General features: G+C 66.9%; 11 protein-coding genes and 1 pseudogene. 5 read left to right on the top strand and 7 right to left on the bottom strand.

All coding sequences use genetic code 11. The features are described 5' to 3' along the window. Positions 1 to 15: 15 nt before the first annotated feature. From CGK74_RS19115 to CGK74_RS04845, 4 genes and pseudogenes are all read left to right on the top strand, one after another. Positions 16 to 273, top strand: coding sequence for a hypothetical protein (locus CGK74_RS19115; RefSeq protein WP_240498614.1), 258 nt, complete (start codon positions 16 to 18; stop codon positions 271 to 273). Positions 274 to 288: 15 nt separating this feature from the next. After that, positions 289 to 477 (top strand): annotated as a pseudogene (locus tag CGK74_RS19370) (TonB-dependent receptor plug domain-containing protein); the annotation flags it as partial. Positions 478 to 714: 237 nt separating this feature from the next. Then, positions 715 to 2109, top strand: coding sequence for a TonB-dependent receptor plug domain-containing protein (locus tag CGK74_RS04840; protein ID WP_276206039.1), 1395 nt, complete (start codon positions 715 to 717; stop codon positions 2107 to 2109). 177 nt (positions 2110 to 2286) lie between these two features. Continuing rightward, entirely contained in the window at positions 2287 to 3756 is a 1470-nt protein-coding gene (locus CGK74_RS04845) for a DegQ family serine endoprotease (protein WP_094267452.1), read from the top strand. Positions 3757 to 3810: 54 nt separating this feature from the next. On the opposite strand, the gene CGK74_RS04850 is transcribed toward CGK74_RS04845, so the two are convergent. Further along, positions 3811 to 5433, bottom strand: a complete 1623-nt coding sequence (locus CGK74_RS04850; protein WP_094267335.1) for a methyl-accepting chemotaxis protein — start codon at positions 5431 to 5433, stop codon at positions 3811 to 3813. Between the two features lie 275 nt (positions 5434 to 5708). Here CGK74_RS04850 and CGK74_RS04855 point away from each other — a divergent pair, with 275 nt between their 5' ends. After that, the gene (locus CGK74_RS04855; protein WP_094267336.1) at positions 5709 to 6161 is read left to right on the top strand and encodes a c-type cytochrome; all 453 of its coding nucleotides are present in this window, start codon (positions 5709 to 5711) and stop codon (positions 6159 to 6161) included. Between the two features lie 72 nt (positions 6162 to 6233). On the opposite strand, the gene CGK74_RS04860 is transcribed toward CGK74_RS04855, so the two are convergent. From CGK74_RS04860 to earP, 6 genes are all read right to left on the bottom strand, one after another. Further along, the gene (locus CGK74_RS04860; protein ID WP_094267337.1) at positions 6234 to 6932 is read right to left on the bottom strand and encodes a cytochrome b/b6 domain-containing protein; all 699 of its coding nucleotides are present in this window, start codon (positions 6930 to 6932) and stop codon (positions 6234 to 6236) included. A 147-nt stretch (positions 6933 to 7079) separates the two neighbouring features. Continuing rightward, on the bottom strand, positions 7080 to 12761 hold the full coding sequence (uvrA, locus tag CGK74_RS04865) for an excinuclease ABC subunit UvrA (RefSeq protein ID WP_094267338.1): 5682 nt from the start codon (positions 12759 to 12761) through the stop codon (positions 7080 to 7082). Positions 12762 to 12861: 100 nt separating this feature from the next. Next, positions 12862 to 13998 (bottom strand): glutaredoxin family protein, encoded by a 1137-nt coding sequence (locus tag CGK74_RS04870; protein WP_240498616.1) that lies wholly within the window; start codon positions 13996 to 13998, stop codon positions 12862 to 12864. Further along, positions 13995 to 14474, bottom strand: coding sequence for a hypothetical protein (locus tag CGK74_RS04875; RefSeq protein WP_240498617.1), 480 nt, complete (start codon positions 14472 to 14474; stop codon positions 13995 to 13997). Before CGK74_RS04875 ends, CGK74_RS04870 begins: the two co-directional genes overlap by 4 nt. Before the next feature lie 143 nt (positions 14475 to 14617). After that, entirely contained in the window at positions 14618 to 15175 is a 558-nt protein-coding gene (efp, locus tag CGK74_RS04880) for an elongation factor P (protein ID WP_094267340.1), read from the bottom strand. 65 nt (positions 15176 to 15240) lie between these two features. Beyond that, on the bottom strand, positions 15241 to 16416 hold the full coding sequence (gene earP, locus CGK74_RS04885; RefSeq protein ID WP_094267341.1) for an elongation factor P maturation arginine rhamnosyltransferase EarP: 1176 nt from the start codon (positions 16414 to 16416) through the stop codon (positions 15241 to 15243). Positions 16417 to 17193 lie beyond the last annotated feature (777 nt).

Consider the following 17193-nt stretch of genomic DNA (forward strand, 5'->3'; position numbering starts at 1 on the left):
ATTCCAAGCCCGCCGATGCCGCTCCATCCACGCCTCGCCCTCGCTGTCCTGCTCGCCGCGCCGGGCATGATGACGACTGCCGCGGCGATGGATTCCGAAGCGCACTTCTTCGAGTCGCTCCCGGTCGTGCTCAGCGCCTCGCGCCTGCCGCAGGCGCTGCAGGATTCGCCGGGTGCGGTGACGGTGATCGACGCCGACATGATCGCCGCCACCGGCTATCGCGACCTCGCCCGCCTCTTCCGCCTGGTGCCCGGCATGCAGGTCGCGCAGTAGCGCGGCAACCAGCAGTGGGTGACCTACCACGGCCTCGGTGCTGACTATCCGAACCAGATGCAGGTGCTGATCGACGGACGCTCCGTCTATTCCCCGCACTATTCGGGCGGTGCGAACTGGAGCGCGCTGCCGGTCCTGCTGCAGGACATCGAGCGAATCGAGATCGTGCGCGGCTCGAACTCCGCCACCTACGGCTCGAATGCCTTCCTCGGCGTGGTGAACATCATCACCCGTCACACCGGCACCGAAACCGGCAGCTCGGTATCGACGCGGCTCGGCAGCCACGGCATTGCCGACCTCGCCGGCCGGGCAGTGCTGCATGACGGGCCACTTGGCCTGCGCCTGAGCGCAGAGGAACAGCGCGACGACGGCTGGTCGGGGCTGCGCGACACGCAACGCCTGCGGCGCTTCAACCTGCGTGGCGACCTCGCGCTCGATACGATGAACGCGCTGCAGTTCTCGGCCTCCTATAGCGACGGCCGGCTCGGCGTCGGCTTCCGCGAGACGCTGTTCGACGGCAGCGGTGAGCGCGACCTCGAACAGCGCGACTACACGCTGCACCTCGGTTGGCGGCACACGCCAAACGCGGACGAGGAATGGTCGCTGTCCTGGTATCGCAACGGCGAGCGGACGCGCGACGAATGGCGGGTCGACTCGCGCGCCAACTGCGTGCTCCCCCAGATCTGTGACTTCCTGGCACTGCTGCCTCAACTGCGTGGCGACGTCGACAACAATCGCAGGAGCGTGCGCGACAACATCGAGTTGCAGCATCGCTTCAGCCCCGCCGATGGCCTGCGCCTGCTGTGGGGGGCCGAGTGGCGCGAGGACCGCATCGAGTCGGCCTTCCTGTTCTCGGACGGCCGCACGCCCTCGCAACAGGAATGGCGTCTGTTCGGCAATGCCGAGTGGCGCATGGCACCCGAATGGCTGTGGAACGCCGGCGCGATGGCCGAGCATATCGAGGACGACAAGCTGCGTCTTGCCCCACGCCTGTTCCTCAACTGGCAACCCGCGCCGGCCACCGCCTGGCGCGTCGGCTACTCGCGCGCCTGGCGCCAGCCGACCCTCTACGAACGTTGGGCCAACGTGCAGGTGAGCACCGATGTATTCGGCGTGGTGAACCAGCGCCACACGCCCAATTCCGACATCCGGCCGCAACAGATCGACAGCTGGGAACTCGGCTATCTGGGCCCGCTTCCGTGGGGCGGACTGGCCGACGTGCGCGTGTTCGACGAGCACATCACCGACTACATCCGCCGCACGCCGGTGCTAGATCCTGCCCCTTTCGTCCCCGGCCAGGCGCTGCGCGACATGCTGGGCGGCAATCCCTTCCTGATCCACCAGATCATGGGGGGCACGCAGTGGGCCAACATGCCGGGCAAGATCCGCCTGACCGGCATCGAATACCAGCTGACACTTCGCCCACGGGCCGGCACCACCCTGCTGCTAACGCACACGGCCATGCAGCGCCGCGCCGACGATCCGGCAGTACGCCGCAGCGTTGCACCCTATTCGGCCAGCCTGACCTGGCTGCAGGAGATCGGCGCCTGGCGTTCGGCCGCAACAGTCCTGCACATGGGCCCGCTCGAGGCCGGCACAGGCTACGTGCCGGGCCGACGCTACACCGTGCCGGCCTACACCACGCTCGACTGGAGCCTGGGCCGCAGCCTGCGCATCGGCGGACAGCCGCTCGAGGTCCAGGTCACGGCCACGAACCTGCTCGGCGCCCACCAGGAACTGGCCCACAAGCCGCTCCAGGCCATGCCACGCTACGCGGGCAAGGCTGCGAACGAGACCGGACGACAGGTCTTCGTCTCGCTGCAACTGCCGTTCTGAGTGGCTTCGCGCATCTCACCGCCAACCTGATCGAAAAGTCGTTCACCGGACTTTCCGGCTGCACTTGATCCGTGTCCCTGTCATCCCCATGTGGCGTGTTAATGCGATAGCGGGAACAGGATGCGCAAAACCGCGTCCACCGCCACTGTCGGCATCGAAAATCTTACGGACTCGATCATGCGCAAACCACTCCTCGCCACCGCCCTTGCCGTTTCCATCGCTGCCCTGTTGCCCGGCGTGCCACTCATTCCCGCCGCGCATGCCCAGGCGACACCTGGCGCCTCGCTCGTCACACCCAACCGCTACGGACTGCCCGATTTTGGCGACCTCGTCGAGCAGGTGGGTCCGGCCGTCGTCAACATCAGCGTCGTCCAGCAACAGCAACAGGCGATGGGGGGCCAGAACCCCTTCGCCAACGATCCCTTCTACGACTTCCTGCGCCGCTTCGGTGTGCCGATGCCCGGCGTCCCTGGCCAGCCGGGCATGGGACCGCGCGCGCGACAGGGCATCGGCTCGGGCTTCATCGTCAGCCAGGACGGCTACGTGCTAACCAACGCCCACGTCGTCGCTGGCGAGGATGGCGATGCGGCGCTGTCCGAAGTCACGGTGACGCTGATCGACAAGCGCGAATTCAAGGCCAAGGTGGTCGGCATCGACCGCCGCACCGACGTCGCGCTGCTCAAGATCGACGCCAAGGGCCTGCCCGCGGTGAAGATCGGCAAGCCGGACGATGCCCGCGTCGGCGAATGGGTCGTGGCGATGGGCTCGCCCTTCGGCTTCGACAACACCGTCACCGCCGGCATCATCTCGGCCAAGGCGCGCCGCCTGCCGGACGAGACCTACGTGCCCTTCATACAGACAGACGTCGCGATCAACCCCGGCAACTCCGGCGGCCCGCTGTTCAACCTGGCGGGCGAGGTCATCGGCATCAACTCGCAGATCTACTCGCGCTCCGGCGGCTTCATGGGCATCTCGTTCGCGATCCCGATCGACGTGGCGATGAACGTCAAGGACCAGCTCGTCACCCACGGCCGCGTCCAGCGCGGACGCCTGGGCATCGCCATCCAGGGCGTGGACAAGGATCTCGCCCAGTCCTTCGGGTTGCCGGACGCACGCGGCGCGCTGGTGGCCAGCGTGGAGCCGGGCAGTGCGGCCGAGAAGGCCGGACTGCAGGCCGGCGACGTGGTGCTGGGGGTGGACGGCAAGCGCATCGGCGATTCGGCCGACCTGCCGCGCGTGATCGGCGAAAAGCGCCCGGGCACGCGCATCCGCATGGAGGTGTGGCGCGACGGCCGCAGCCGCGACATGGTCGCGACACTGGACGAGCTGACCGCCGACAACGTCGCCAGCGCGCCGACGCCGAGCCAGGTCGAAAGCGTGAATGCCGGCATCGGCCTCACCGCGCGCGCCCTGACTTCGCAGGAAGCCGCCCAGTTGCGCCTGCGCGGCGGCCTGGTGGTGGAAGGCGTCGATGGTCCGGCGGCCCGTGCCGGCCTGCAACGCGGCGACATCATCCTTGCGCTCAACAATCAGGCGGTCACCAGCGTCGCGCAATTCCGCAGCCTGGTCGAAGCCTCGGGCAAGCGCTTCGCGCTGCTGATCCAGCGCGGCGAATCGCGCATCTTCGTGCCGCTGCGGCTGGAGTAAGCCGCAAGACCCGGGCAGGCAGGCCGGTCCGCCAGGGCACCGGCCTGCCCCGCCTCAGACGCGGAAGCGGGCCACCGATTCCTGCATGCGGCGGGCGAGCTGTTCCAGTTCGCGCGCCGCATTGACCGTCTGCTCGATCGCAACGTTGTTCTCGCGCGCCATGCCGGCGATGTCGTCGATGCTCGCGGTCACCGACTCGCTCGAACGGCGCTGCTCTGCCGTCGCGGTCGCAATGCGGTCCAGGCCTTCGCCCACCTCGGCCACCAGCGCATTGGCCGTCACCAGCACGCGGGCGACATCGTCAGCGACGCGGCGGCTCGACTCGAGGTGCTCGAGGCCGCTGTTGATCGCGCCCTGCACCGAATCCGAGCGCCTACCGATCTCACGCGTGATCTCGTCGATCTCACCTGCCGAGCGGGCGGACTTCTCCGCCAGCTTGCGCACCTCATCCGCCACGACGGCAAAGCCGCGGCCCTGCTCGCCGGCGCGCGCGGCCTCGATCGCCGCATTGAGCGCCAGCAGGTTGGTCTGCTCGGCGATCTCGCGCACCTCGCTCGTCATGCGCGTGATGGCGGCAGTGGACTGGACGAAGTCGCCGACGGTGCCCGCCATCTGGCGTACCGCGGCCTCGACCTGGCCGACGCCCTCCACCAGCCGCTGCAGGCTCGCCTGGCCTTCGCGCGAACGCTGCAGGCTCTCGTGCGAACGTTCACGCACCGAGGCCGTGCTGTCGGCGATATGGGTGACGTTCTCCATCATCGCGTCAACGGCCGCTGCCGCCGTCACCGAACTGTCGTTCTGGCGGTGCGAGCGAACCGCCAGATCCGCAGCGCCACTCGCCAGGTCCTGCGCCGCCACGGTCACCGCGCCAGCGGCATTTCCAACCTGGCGCACCAGCGCGCCGATCGTACCCATCATGTTGTTGAAGGAACCGGCCGTGCGCCCGATCTCGTCCTCGCCGCGGCTCTCCAGGCGCCGGGTGAGATCACCCTCGCCCTGCGCAATCTCGGACAGGCTTCCCGCCAGATGTGACAACGGACGACTGACGAAACGGCGGATGAACAGGAACACGAAGCCGAGCAGTGGCAGAGAGACCAGGACAGCAAACAACAGGCTCTGGTTACGGAACTCGCTGACCGCCGCCTCGGCCTTGTCGAGCGAGATTCGCATGCTCACCAGCCCCAGCGGCGTGCCCTCGTTCACCTGATGGCAGGCGATGCAATCCTTGCCGAGCCAGTTCTTCGACGCCAGCGAGGGCATCACCACGCGCAGGTAATCGCCATGCTCGGCACTGTGCTCAACAACCATCAGCGGTTTGCCGTCGGCCATGGCCTGGCGTTCCGCTGCGTCCATGGCCACCTCGCCCGCAGTGCCGGGGCCGAAGATCTTGCTCACCGCTTCGCCGCGGATCACCTTGAGATCGTGGACGACCGACAGTTCCTTGATCTGGTCGAGGAAGACATCGCGCTGGCCGACCGTGCCGGTGATCATCATGCCGGTCAGGCCCGCCATGGTCATTTCATTGACCGTGCCGGCGAAGTCCTTGGCCTGCGCGATCGCCATGTCACGACTCGCCTTCGTTTCCCAGGCGATCATTCCCCCCCAGGCAAGCACCAGCATCAGCCAGATGGCTCCGGTCAATCGAACCCAGATCGGGGTATCCGCGAGACGACGCATTACTGTTTCTCCATCTCCGCAAAAGCGGCGAATGATTGCCCATTCCGGGCTGACGTGCCATTAACGACTGCACGCTGCGGCTTCTTTAGTTTTGGCAGCAATCAATGTCTGGCACGATGGATGTGAAAGCAATATCATCCATATCTAATATAAATTCGGCTGAACCGGCTGAACCAATTCCCGCCTTCCCCTGTCGCAAGTCGGTCACGACCGCGCCACGGCGCCGTCGTCACTGCGATAGAGACAACACCTTTTCACCCGCTCACGAGGTCAACATGAAGAAAACCATCGCTCTCGGCATCCTCGCCCTCTCGCTCGCCGGCACGGCCTCTGCCCAGGTCAAGCCCGAAGACCAGATCAAGTACCGCCAGGCCGGCTACAGCTTCATGGCCTGGAACATGGGCAAGATCAAAGCCAACGTCGAGGGCGAGTACAACGCCCAGCAGGTCCAGGCCGCCGCCAACGCCATCGCCGCCATCGCCGGCTCGGGCATGGGCGCGCTCTACGGTCCGGGCACCGACAAGGCCGTCGGCGACCGCAAGACCCGCGTGAAGCCCGAGTTCTTCCAGAACATGGAAGACGTCGGCAAGCTCGCCACCGACTTCAACGCCGCCGCCGCCAACCTTGCCAAGGTGGCTGCCACCGGCGACAAGGCTGCGGTGCAGAAGGCGTTTGGCGAAACCGGCGCCACCTGCAAGGCCTGTCACGACAAGTATCGCGCCGACTGAACCCCGGCAAGCCAAAGAAGAAAGCCGCCTTATGGCGGCTTTTCTGCATCTGGACGCCCTGCAGGGCGGCGACTACCAGGCGGGCACCGCCTGTGCGGGCGGCGGTGGCGGGGGAGGCGGCAGCAAGGCACCGGTCGACGCCCATGCCACGAAGACAGCCACCAGCAGCGCGATCACGAAGGCCGCCGGGCCGCCGCCGCGGGCCGGCTTCGCTTCGGGATCCGACACTTCCTTGACCCCGGTGATCATCGGCTTCACCAGGTTGTCCTTCTTCACGTGGGCGTAGTACAGGATCGCCAGCACGTGCAGCGACACCAGTACGATGATCGGCCAGAAGTTCTGCCGGTGCAGGCTGCTGAGCCAGTCGCTGGTGTCCTTGCTGACCAGCACATACAGCGGCCCCTCGAAGGCAATGTCGTCGTTCGCCACCAGCCCGCTTGCGGCCTGGAAGAGGAGGATTCCGAGCAGGGCCAGAACCGAGAGGGCGCCGAAGGGGTTGTGGCCCAACCCGTTCCATTCGCCGCGGATGTGGGCCCAGATGTGGGCCGGGCCGGGAACGAAGTCGGCAAAGCGGGCGTAGGTCGAGCCGATGACGCCCCACACCAGGCGGAAGGCCAGCAGCGCCGTGATGGCGATGCCCGCGCGGCCATGCCATTCGATCAGGTTGCCACCCAGCCAGCCGGTCACGAAGGCCGCGACGACCAGCAAGGCCAGCAGCCAGTGGAAGACGCGCGTGGGCAGATCCCACACCTTGATTGTTCGAGTACTCATTCCGGTATTCCTGCGTTGAAGCGCAAAGGGAGTCTCACGACACCCCATCGCGACTGATGATTGCGACGGTCTTCCGCCGCTGAACGGCAGATGAAACATGCCGCGTAGATGACCCCGACACAGGGGCCGGGGTTCCGCTGCACTGCATCATCCCGCCATGCGCTGGGCCAGAAACTCGCGCAGATGGCGCCCGGTATGGGATTCCGCCGTCGCCATCGCCAGCTCCGGCGGGCCTTCGGCCACCACTTGGCCGCCACCGTCACCGCCTTCCGGCCCGAGGTCGATCAGCCAGTCGGCCTCGGCCATCACGTCGAGATCGTGCTCGATCACCAGCACCGTGTGGCCGGCGTCGGTCAGGCGGTGCAGCACGTGGATCAGCTTGTCGACGTCGGCCATATGCAGGCCCACGGTAGGCTCGTCGAGCACGTACAGGCTGTGCTTGTCGGCCGGCAGCGGCACGCCGCCAGTGTCCTCCGCGTCGCCCGGGCGGCGGCGCACCTTGGCGAGTTCGGTGACGAGCTTGATGCGCTGCGCCTCGCCACCCGACAGCGTCGGGCTGGGCTGGCCCAATGTCAGGTAGCCGAGGCCGACGTCCTGCAGCAGCTGCAGCGGGTGAGCGATGGCGGGGTGGGCGGAGAAGAAATTCACCGCCTCGTCCACTGGCATCGCCAGCACTTCGGCGACCGTCCTGTCCTTCCAGCGCACCGACAGCGTCTCCGGGTTGAAGCGCGCGCCGCCGCAGGCCTCGCAGGGTGTCTTCACGTCGGGCAGGAAGCTCATCTCGACGGTGGTCTGGCCAGCGCCGTCACACACCGGGCAACGGCCGGCGCCGGTGTTGAAGGAGAAGCGCGAGGCGTTCCAGCCGCGGGTGCGGGCATCGAAGGTGTCGGCGAAGAGCTTGCGGATCGCGTCCCAGAAACCAACGTAGGTCGCCGGGCAGGAGCGCGGCGTCTTGCCGATCGGGGTCTGGTCGACTTCCAGCACGCGGCCGACCTGCTGCCAGCCGTGGAGGCCCTTGCAGCCGACCAGCGCCTGGTCGACCTCCTCCGGCTGCGCCTGGCCGCGTCGGCGGGCGCGGGTGGCCTCGGGGTCGCCGAGGCGGGCGCGCAGGTTGGCGTGGATGACGTCGCGCGCCAGGCTGGACTTGCCCGAGCCGGACACGCCCGTCACCACGATGAGGCGCGCGAGCGGGATGCGCACCGAAATATCGCGCAGGTTGTGCAGGTTGGCACCTTCGATGCGGATCGCGGGGTGGTCGTCCGCCACCGCGTGGCGCGGTCGCAGCGGATGCTGCAGCGGGTGACGGAAGCATTCGCCGGTGGCGGATTCGGGCGCGGCCAGCAGGTCGTCGATGCGGCCTTCGGCCACCACCCGGCCGCCGCGCACGCCGGCGCCGGGGCCGAGGTCGATGACATGGTCGGCGCGGCGGATGGTGTCCTCGTCGTGCTCCACGACCAGCAGCGTATTGCCGCGGTCGCGCAGCGCTTCCAGGGTGTCGAGCAGCAGGCGGTTGTCGCGTGGGTGCAGGCCGATCGTCGGCTCGTCGAGGATGTAGCACACGCCGCGCAGGTTGGAGCCGAGCTGCGCCGCCAGGCGGATGCGCTGCGCCTCTCCCCCGGACAGCGTAGGCGCGGCGCGGTCCAGCGCCAGGTAGCCGAGGCCGACGTGCTGCAGGAAGGCCAGCCGCCCGCGGATCTCGCTGACGAGGTCGCGCGCGATATCGGTTTCACGCTCGTTCAGTGCCAGATCGGCGAAGAAGCCGGCAGCCTTGTCCACGGGTTGGGCCGCGAGCTGGTGCAGGCCGAGGTCGCGGAAGCGCACCGCGCGCGCCACCGGATTGAGGCGCGCGCCGTCGCAGGCGGGGCAGGGCTCGTCGCTGACGATGACCTCTTCCGCATCGCCGAGGTCGAGCGCGTCGGGGTCCTCGATGCGCGCCGCCGTCTTCAGCCCGGTGCCGTAGCACTTGGGGCACCAGCCATGCTTGGCGTTGTACGAGAACAGGCGCGGATCGGGCTCGGGGAAGCCGGTGCCGCAGTTGGGGCAGGCGCGCAGCGTGGAGAAGGTGACCGGCACCGCGCCGAGCTTGCCGATCTCGAGCACCTTGATCACGCCCTTGCCGATGTCCAGCGCCTGGCGCACGAACTCGCGCAGCGTGGCCTCGTTCTCCGGCTGCACCACCACCATGCCGGTGGGCAGCTCGATGTTGTGCTCCTTGTAGCGGTCCAGCCGCGGCCACTTGGCGGTGGGCAGGTATTCGCCATCGACGCGCAGCTGCGCGTGGCCCTTGCCGCGCGCCCACTTGGCGAGGTCGGTGTACAGGCCCTTGCGGTTGACCACCAGCGGCGCCAGCACTTCGATGGACGCGCCACGCAGCTCGCGCTGGACCTGGGCGACGATGGCCTCGAAGCTCTGCGGCGTCACCGGCACGTCGCAGTCGGGGCAGAACTGCGTGCCCAGCTTCACGTACATCAGGCGCAGGAAGGGGTGGATCTCGGTCAGCGTCGCCACCGTGCTCTTGCGCCCGCCGCGACTGGTGCGCTGCTCGATCGCCACCGTCGGCGGGATGCCGAACAGGCCGTCGACGTCGGGTCGGCTGGCCGGCTGGACGAACTGGCGCGCGTAGGCGTTGAGCGACTCCAGGTAACGGCGCTGCCCCTCGCCGAACACGATGTCGAAGGCCAGCGTGGACTTGCCCGAGCCAGACAGGCCGGTGATCACGGTGAACTGGTCGCGCGGAATCTGCAGACTGACGTTCTTCAGGTTATGCTCGCGTGCATGGCGGATCTCTATCGCCGGTGCAGCAACCGGGCGATATTCCACCCGCGGCTCGGCGGCGACCCGCGGCGCCGTGCGCGTCTTCTCCAGTTCCGCCGCGTAGTCCCGCAATGCCCTGCCGGTATGCGAGCTTTCATGCCCGCGCACGACCTCCGGCGTCCCCTCGATCACCACCGCGCCGCCGCCTTCACCCCCTTCCGGGCCGAGGTCGATGATCCAGTCGGATGCAGCGATCACGTCGAGGTTATGCTCGATGACGATCAGTGAATGGCCGGCCTGCAGCAGCTTGTCGAATGCCCCCAGCAGCTTGGCGACGTCCTCGAAGTGCAGGCCGGTGGTGGGTTCGTCGAACAGGAACAGCAGACCGGGTTCGGGCGCGTTTTCGGCGTTGCCAACAGATTTGCCAACAAAGTTATCCACAGCCCTGGCTTTGCGTACAGGCTTCCTCTGTGCCGCCTCGGCGAGATGGCCGGCAAGCTTCAGACGCTGCGCTTCGCCACCCGACAGCGTCGGCACGGGCTGGCCGAGGCGCAGATAGTCGAGACCGACATCCGCCAGCGGCGCCAGGGCGGCGAGCACCTTCGGGTGTTCGCGGAACACGTCCAGCGCCTCATGCACCGTCAGTTCCAGAATATCCGCGACAGAACGCCCATTCCATTGCAGTTCAAGGACTTCCGGGCGGTAGCGCTTGCCGTCACAGTCCGGACAGCGTAGCCAGACGTCGGACAGGAACTGCATCTCGACATGTTCGAAGCCCGAGCCGGTGCAGGTCGGACAGCGGCCGTGGCCGGCATTGAAGCTGAAAGTACCGGGGGAGTAACCCCGCTGCTTCGCCTCCGGCAAGGCGGCGAACAGATTGCGAATCGGGTCCCAGGCACCGACGTAGCTGACCGGGTTGGAACGCGAACTCTTGCCGATCGGCGACTGGTCGACCATGACCACACCGCGCAACTTATCCACACCTTCGAGGCGGTCGAAATCGCCCGGTGATTCGGATGCCTCGCCGAAATGCTTGGCCAGCGCCGGAAACAGCACGTCCTGGATCAAGGTCGATTTGCCCGAACCGGACACGCCGGTCAGGCAGGTCAGGCGCTGCAGCGGGAAGCCGACGGTCAGGTCGCGCAGGTTGTGCTGGCGCGCGCCGACCAGAGTCATGCGCGGCGTGGCGTCATCGACCGGCCGCGGCGGACGATCGACGTCGATGCGCTTCCTGCCCGCCAGCCAGGGGCCGGTCACCGAGTCCGGGTTGGCGGCGATCTCGGCCGGCGTGCCGCGCGCGACGATGTTGCCGCCACGCTCTCCCGGGCCGGGGCCAATCTCGAGCAGTTCGTCAGCGGCGACCATCACCTGCGGGTCGTGCTCCACCACCACCAGCGTGTTGCCGGCATCGCGCAGCCGTGTCATCACGCCGAGGATGCGGCCGATGTCGCGCGGGTGCAGGCCGATCGAGGGCTCGTCGAGCACGAACAGGGTGTTCACCAGCGAGGTGCCGAGCGCGGTGGTCAGGTTGATGCGCTGCACCTCGCCACCCGACAAGGTGCGCGACTGGCGATCGAGCGTCAGGTAGCCGAGGCCGACGTCGGCAAGATAGTTCAGCCGGCTGCGGATCTCGCCCAGCACCAGCTCGGTGGCTTCGTCAGGCGCGCCAGGGATGTGCAGCGCGGCAACGGCGTCGCGGATGCGATCGACCGGCATTGCCATCAGCTCGTGGATCGCGACACCTTTGTCCCCCACCGGCAGCCGCCACAGCAGCGCATCCGGCTTCAGCCGCGCCCCGTGGCAGGCCGGGCACTCCGTATAGCTGCGGTAGCGCGACAGCAGCACGCGGATGTGCATCTTGTAGGCCTTGGTCTCGAGCCAGTCGAAGAAGTGGCGCACGCCGTACCAGTAGCGCGGCCACGAGCTGTCCCAGTTCTTCCATTTCGGGTCGCCCTCGAACAGCCACTGACGATGCTCGGGCGGCAGGTCGCGCACCGGGATGTCCATCGCCACGCCGTATTTCTTCGCCATCTTCTCGAGGTCGGCCTGGCACTCCCGGTAGCTCTCGGTCTGCCAGGGCTTCACCGCGCCTTCCGCCAGCGTCTTCGACTCGTCCGGCACCACCAGGCCGAAATCCACCCCGATCACGCGCCCGAAGCCGCGGCAAGTCTCGCAGGCGCCGATCGGCGAGTTGAACGAGAACAGGCCGGGTGTGGCGTCCGAATAGTGGATGTCGCAGTCCGCGCAGTGCAGGCCGGACGAGTAGCGCCACACCGCCTCGCCCGGCGTCTCCGTCCCATTCACTGTCTCCGCCTTCACGCCCTCGCCCGACGCATACACCGACACCCGGCCATGACCACGATGCAGTGCCGCCTCCAGCGCCTCGGCCAGGCGCGCATCCTCGGCGTTCGACGCGCGAAAGCGGTCCTGCACCACCTGCAGCACATCCTGCCCCTCGGGGCCGCCACCGGCGATGCGTTCCTGGATGCGGGTGTAGCCCTGCGCGTTGAGCAGGCCGGTCACCTCCGCCTCGCTGAAGTTGGACGGCACCGGCACCGGAAAGCACACCACCAGGCGCGGATCGCCCTCGGCGGCCGCGCGCGCGCGCAGCTCGGCAGCGATGCTGACCGCCGAATCCCGCCGCACCGACTTGCCACAGCAGCGACAGTGCAAGTGCGCGGCGCGCGCATACAACAGTTTGAAGTGGTCGGCGAGCTCGGTCATCGTGCCCACCGTCGAGCGTGAGGTGCGCACCGGGTTTGTCTGGTCGATCGCGATCGCCGGCGGCACACCCTCGATGCGATCGACCTGCGGCTTGTCCATGCGGTCGAGGAACTGGCGCGCGTAGGGCGAGAAGGTCTCGACGTAGCGCCGCTGGCCCTCGGCATACAGCGTGTCGAACACCAGCGAGGACTTCCCCGAACCGGACACGCCGGTCACCACCGTGAGGCGGTTCAGCGGCAGGTCGAGCGACAGGTTGCGCAGGTTGTTCTGGCGCGCACCGCGGATGCGGATGGCGTCGGCGATCGGGGCGGGGGCATCGACCGGGGTGTAGCGGGTGACGGAGGCAGACATGGGAGGCGAGGCTCGGACACAAGACGCCATTCTAGGCGCGGACCGGCATCCGACTCATGTCCAGGGGTGAAAGGTTCCCCTGCGGGCAACGATCCGGGGCCTACATCAGCCACTGCGGGCGCAGCAGCATCGTCAGCCCGAGCGCCAGCATCACCGCACCGGACAGCAGCTTCAGAATGCGCCCGCCGCGCTCGGTGAGCTTGCCGCTGCCCAGCGCCAGCACCGCGGCACCGACCATCAGCGCATCGTCGGCGATGTAGGCGAGGATGTAGAGGCCGAGGTAGCCGTAATGCGCCAGCGCAGACAGGTCATGCTGGGTGAGCACCGCGGTATAGATCGCCGGCAGCCCTGCAGTGCACAGCAGCTCGACGAAATTGACCACCACCGCCAGCACCGCCACCGCGGCGAGCGAGGCGGGCAGCGATTCGGCCTTCATGATCACGCGTGCCCGCGCATAGAGGCCGGGCTTCGCCGACTCGGGGATCGACAGCGACACACCGCGGCGGAAGGCGAAGAAATCCTTGATGTTGATGAAGCCGATCAGCATCGCCAGCGCCGCCAGGCCGATGCGCAGCGCGTTCGTCATGCCCACGAAGAGGAACACGTTGAGCCACGCCGCCATGAAGGCGTAATAGACCGCGCCGCTCGCGAGCACGAAGGTGCCGGCCACCAGGGCCATGCGCCGCCTGTCCTTCAGCCGCACCAGCAGCGACAGCAGGAACAGCAGGACCCACATCGCACAGGGATTGAAGCCGTCGAGCAGGCCCAGCGCGAGGGTGAACAGCGGCAGGCCCATCTCGCTGGCACTGAGCGTGCCGAACAGCGAGGATTCGACGGTGTTGCGCGATTTCGGCGGCTCGCCGAGCAGGGCGACGAGTTCCTTGCCACGGTGCTCGCCATCATCGAAGCCGACCAGCACCTGATCGCGAAAGACGAAGGTCGGCACCCCCGGCGGCCACGAGCCGGCCGCGCGGCTGATCTCGATCAGCGCATCGCGCGCCGCCCGGTCGCGATCCACCTGCAGATAGACAATGCGGATGTCCGGCCGCGTCGGCGCCAGTTCGGCGAGAAAAACCTTGGCTTCCGCGCAGTGCGGGCAGCCCTCCCGCACGAAGACCTGAAGTTCTCCCCGGACCGGCATCTCCGCAGCCTGCGCAAGCGGCAGGCACGCCGCCCACAACAGCACCAGGCAAAGGAAGAAACGCCAGCCGCCCAGCCGGCGCAGGGCTGGACTCACTTCACCCCGTCGGGCTTCGCTTCGGCCGCCGCCTCGGTCGCGGCGTCCTCGACCGGTGCACCGTCCTCGCGCGGCCTTACGCTGCCGAGGGCGCCCTGGCCCACTTCCTTCAGGCGCTGCGCTGCGCCGCGCGTGGCCTCGGCGATGCGCTGGGCAGCGGCTTCGGCGGCTTCCTTCGCATCCCGCACACCGGCATCGGTCACTTCGCGGGCGACATCCGAATTCTCGCGCACCGCCTCTCCGGCGACCTCAGCACCTTCCTTCACCTTCTCCGCGGCGGACTCGACGACTGCCTGGGCGGCCGCGCTGCCGGACTCACCGAGCTTCTTCACCGCTTCACCCGCCTTGTCCAGCGCCTCGCGCGCGGCCTCGGCCGCTTCGCCGACCGCCTTCTCCGCGGTTTTCGCCTTTTCAACGGGTACCTCGGGCGCACAGCCGGCGAGCAGCATCAGGACCGGAACGGCAAGGGTGAGCATCAGGGGCTTCATGACGGAAATGACAAAGGATTGACGGGAGACAACAGGATTGTGCCAAGGAAGACAGCGCACGGCACGCCTGGTTCGACGCTCAAAAAAACAAAAGGGCCACGCGGGCCCTTTTGTTTGCGGAACGGCGTCGATTACTTGACGCGGTTCTTGTACTCGTCGGTACGGGTGTCGATTTCGATCTTGTCACCGATTTCGACGAAAGCCGGCACCGGCAGCTCGAAACCCGTGGAGATCTTGGCCGGCTTCATGACCTTGCCCGAGGTGTCGCCCTTGACGGCGGGCTCGGTGTAGATGACTTCGCGCACGACGCTGTTCGGCAGTTCGACCGAGATGGCCTTGCCGTTGTAGAACACGACTTCGCACTGCAGGCCGTCTTCGAGGTACTTCAGCGCGTCGGTCATGTTCTCGGCTTCGACTTCGTACTGCTCGTAGTCGGCGTCCATGAACACGTACATCGGATCGGCGAAGTAGGAGTAGGTCACTTCCTTGCGGTCGAGCACGACCACTTCGAACTTGTCATCAGCCTTGTAGACCGACTCGGACGGCGCACCGGTGAGCAGGTTCTTGAGCTTCATCTTGACGACCGCGGCGTTGCGGCCGGACTTGTTGTATTCGGCCTTCTGCACCACCAGCGGGTCGCTGCCGACCATGATGACGTTGCCGGAGCGGAGTTCCTGAGCGGTTTTCATGCTGTTTCCTGGATGAAATCGACGCGGCACGAGCCGCATGTCTTTGAAAATTTAGGCGCGGGATTCTACCCCGCGGCGGCCCGGATGTGCGAAGAGAATTTTGTCAAGCGTGAAACAAGATCCGATTGCCGGGCCAGGTCGTCGCACCAGCGCACGGCGTGACGATGCAGCTCGGGCAGCGCGGCGGCGAAGGCCGGCCAGGCGGCCGCCGGGTCACCCCGGCCGTTCCACGCTCGCCAGAAGGCAGAGAACGCTTCCGGCTCGCGCACGGCCACACCGGCAAGGTAGCGTGCCATGAAGGCCTCGAGCTTGTCGAAGTGCGCATCGTCGTCCTGTGGGTAGATCTGCCACACGCAGGGCACGCCGGCCCACTGTGCGCGCACGAAGGAATCCTCGCCGCGCACGAAGTTCAGGTCGCAGGCCCACAGCAGCTCGTCGTAGCCATCCTGGTCGGTGAAGGGCAGCACATGCACGGTCAGATTGCCGTCTTGGATGCAGTCGCCAGCCACGAGCCCGGTACGACCCAAGGCACGCGCCACGTCGCCCAGCACCCGCCCTTCGGGAACGAGCACGCGCAGTCGCTGCGGCCCCCGCGCCCAGACCCGCATCAGCTCGGGCAGTCGGGCTTGCTCGTAGGCGAACAGCGACACGCAGGTCTCGCCCTCGCCCAGGACCACGCCACGGCGCGCGAGAAAGTCGCGGCGCCCGGATGCATCGGCGCGGAAGGCATCGCGGCGCGCAAGCAGATCCGGCTCGCGCAGCAGACCACCGGTGCCCTCATCGAAGCCGGGAAAGAAGAAGTGCTTCACCAGCGGCAGGCGCGGATGCGGGGATGCCATCGCGTGGCAGCCGGCCACCCAGTCCTCGGCCGACAGGTATTCGAGGTTGATCCACACCGGCGCCGGACACCGCGCCGCCATCGCCTGCAGGTGAATCTCGGGGATCTCGCAGGCAAAGGCCTCGATGACGACATCCGCCGCCGCAACCCGCGGGAACGGATCGGCCCAAAGGCGCAACTCGACACCGGCGACCTTTCCGCCCCGCACCGGATCAAGCCCCCCGGCCGCAGGGCAGATGCGCGTCAGCACCGTCCAGTCGTCCACCCACAGACGCACATCCGATCCGGTCTGCGCAGCAAGATCGCGTGCAAGTCGCCAGCAGACACCAATATCCCCAAAATTATCCACAACCTGGCAGAAGATCTCCCAAGTGGGCGTGGATGAACGGTGAGCGAACTGCATGGGTGTGGATATTCCTGGACAGAAAGGCGGGAAAGCTTGTGAACAAGCCAGACAATCCGCTTGTCGCCAAAAACGATGGACAATTGGCACACAGCCGTTTACGGGGTTTGTCCACGGTGTTCTACCGAGACCCGATCCATATCCCTCAAGGCGATGCCGGAGTTATCCACAGCTTTGGCCCGACTGTTTACATCTTTATTATTTAAATTAAAAGAAAAACAGAACAAACAAACCGTCCCCCCTCTTCTGGCCGACAGCGGCTGGCCCCTCCTTCCAGCAGGAGCAGCTCCAATCGACCGGCGTAGAATCGGAGCTACAAGAAACGGCCAAAGGGAGGCAGCCATGACCTGCCGGCATGTGTGGCACTTCGCCCTTGTTCTTGCACTTGCAGGTTGTGCAGGCACGACCTCGGCACCTTTGCAGGATGGTCATAGGCATGCAACCGACGCATTGCCCTCCATGGACCGGGCCGCCATGGACGCCGAATCGGAAGCGTTTGTCGATACGACCCGGCGCAAGGTGCGCGAATTAGCACACTGGTTGGGCGAAGAGGTGAACGACTGGTTCGGCGACAAGCCCTTTTCCGACGGTGGCAAGGTCTCGCATGGGCGACTCGGCATGCGCGCCAGCAGGCGTGAGGACGATGGCGGCAGCACCAGCGTTCGCTTTCGCGCCCGCTTCGACCTGCCGAACCTGAAGGACAAGGCCTACGTGTTCTTTGGCCAGGAGAACGAACGCGAACTGATCTCCGACCAGCCGGAAGCTTTCACCCGCGAG

Source organism: Thauera propionica, assembly GCF_002245655.1.
Classification (GTDB): domain Bacteria; phylum Pseudomonadota; class Gammaproteobacteria; order Burkholderiales; family Rhodocyclaceae; genus Thauera; species Thauera propionica.

Excerpts from the sequence above, each read along its gene's own strand:
- CGK74_RS19115 (WP_240498614.1), top strand. The coding sequence starts at position 16 with ATGCCGCTCCATCCACGCCTCGCCCTCGCTGTCCTGCTCGCCGCGCCG.
- CGK74_RS04840 (WP_276206039.1), top strand. The coding sequence starts at position 715 with ATGAACGCGCTGCAGTTCTCGGCCTCCTATAGCGACGGCCGGCTCGGC.
- CGK74_RS04845 (WP_094267452.1), top strand. The coding sequence starts at position 2,287 with ATGCGCAAACCACTCCTCGCCACCGCCCTTGCCGTTTCCATCGCTGCC.
- CGK74_RS04850 (WP_094267335.1), bottom strand. The coding sequence starts at position 5,433 with ATGCGTCGTCTCGCGGATACCCCGATCTGGGTTCGATTGACCGGAGCC.
- CGK74_RS04855 (WP_094267336.1), top strand. The coding sequence starts at position 5,709 with ATGAAGAAAACCATCGCTCTCGGCATCCTCGCCCTCTCGCTCGCCGGC.
- CGK74_RS04860 (WP_094267337.1), bottom strand. The coding sequence starts at position 6,932 with ATGAGTACTCGAACAATCAAGGTGTGGGATCTGCCCACGCGCGTCTTC.
- uvrA (WP_094267338.1), bottom strand. The coding sequence starts at position 12,761 with ATGTCTGCCTCCGTCACCCGCTACACCCCGGTCGATGCCCCCGCCCCG.
- CGK74_RS04875 (WP_240498617.1), bottom strand. The coding sequence starts at position 14,474 with ATGCTCACCCTTGCCGTTCCGGTCCTGATGCTGCTCGCCGGCTGTGCG.
- efp (WP_094267340.1), bottom strand. The coding sequence starts at position 15,175 with ATGAAAACCGCTCAGGAACTCCGCTCCGGCAACGTCATCATGGTCGGC.
- earP (WP_094267341.1), bottom strand. The coding sequence starts at position 16,416 with ATGCAGTTCGCTCACCGTTCATCCACGCCCACTTGGGAGATCTTCTGC.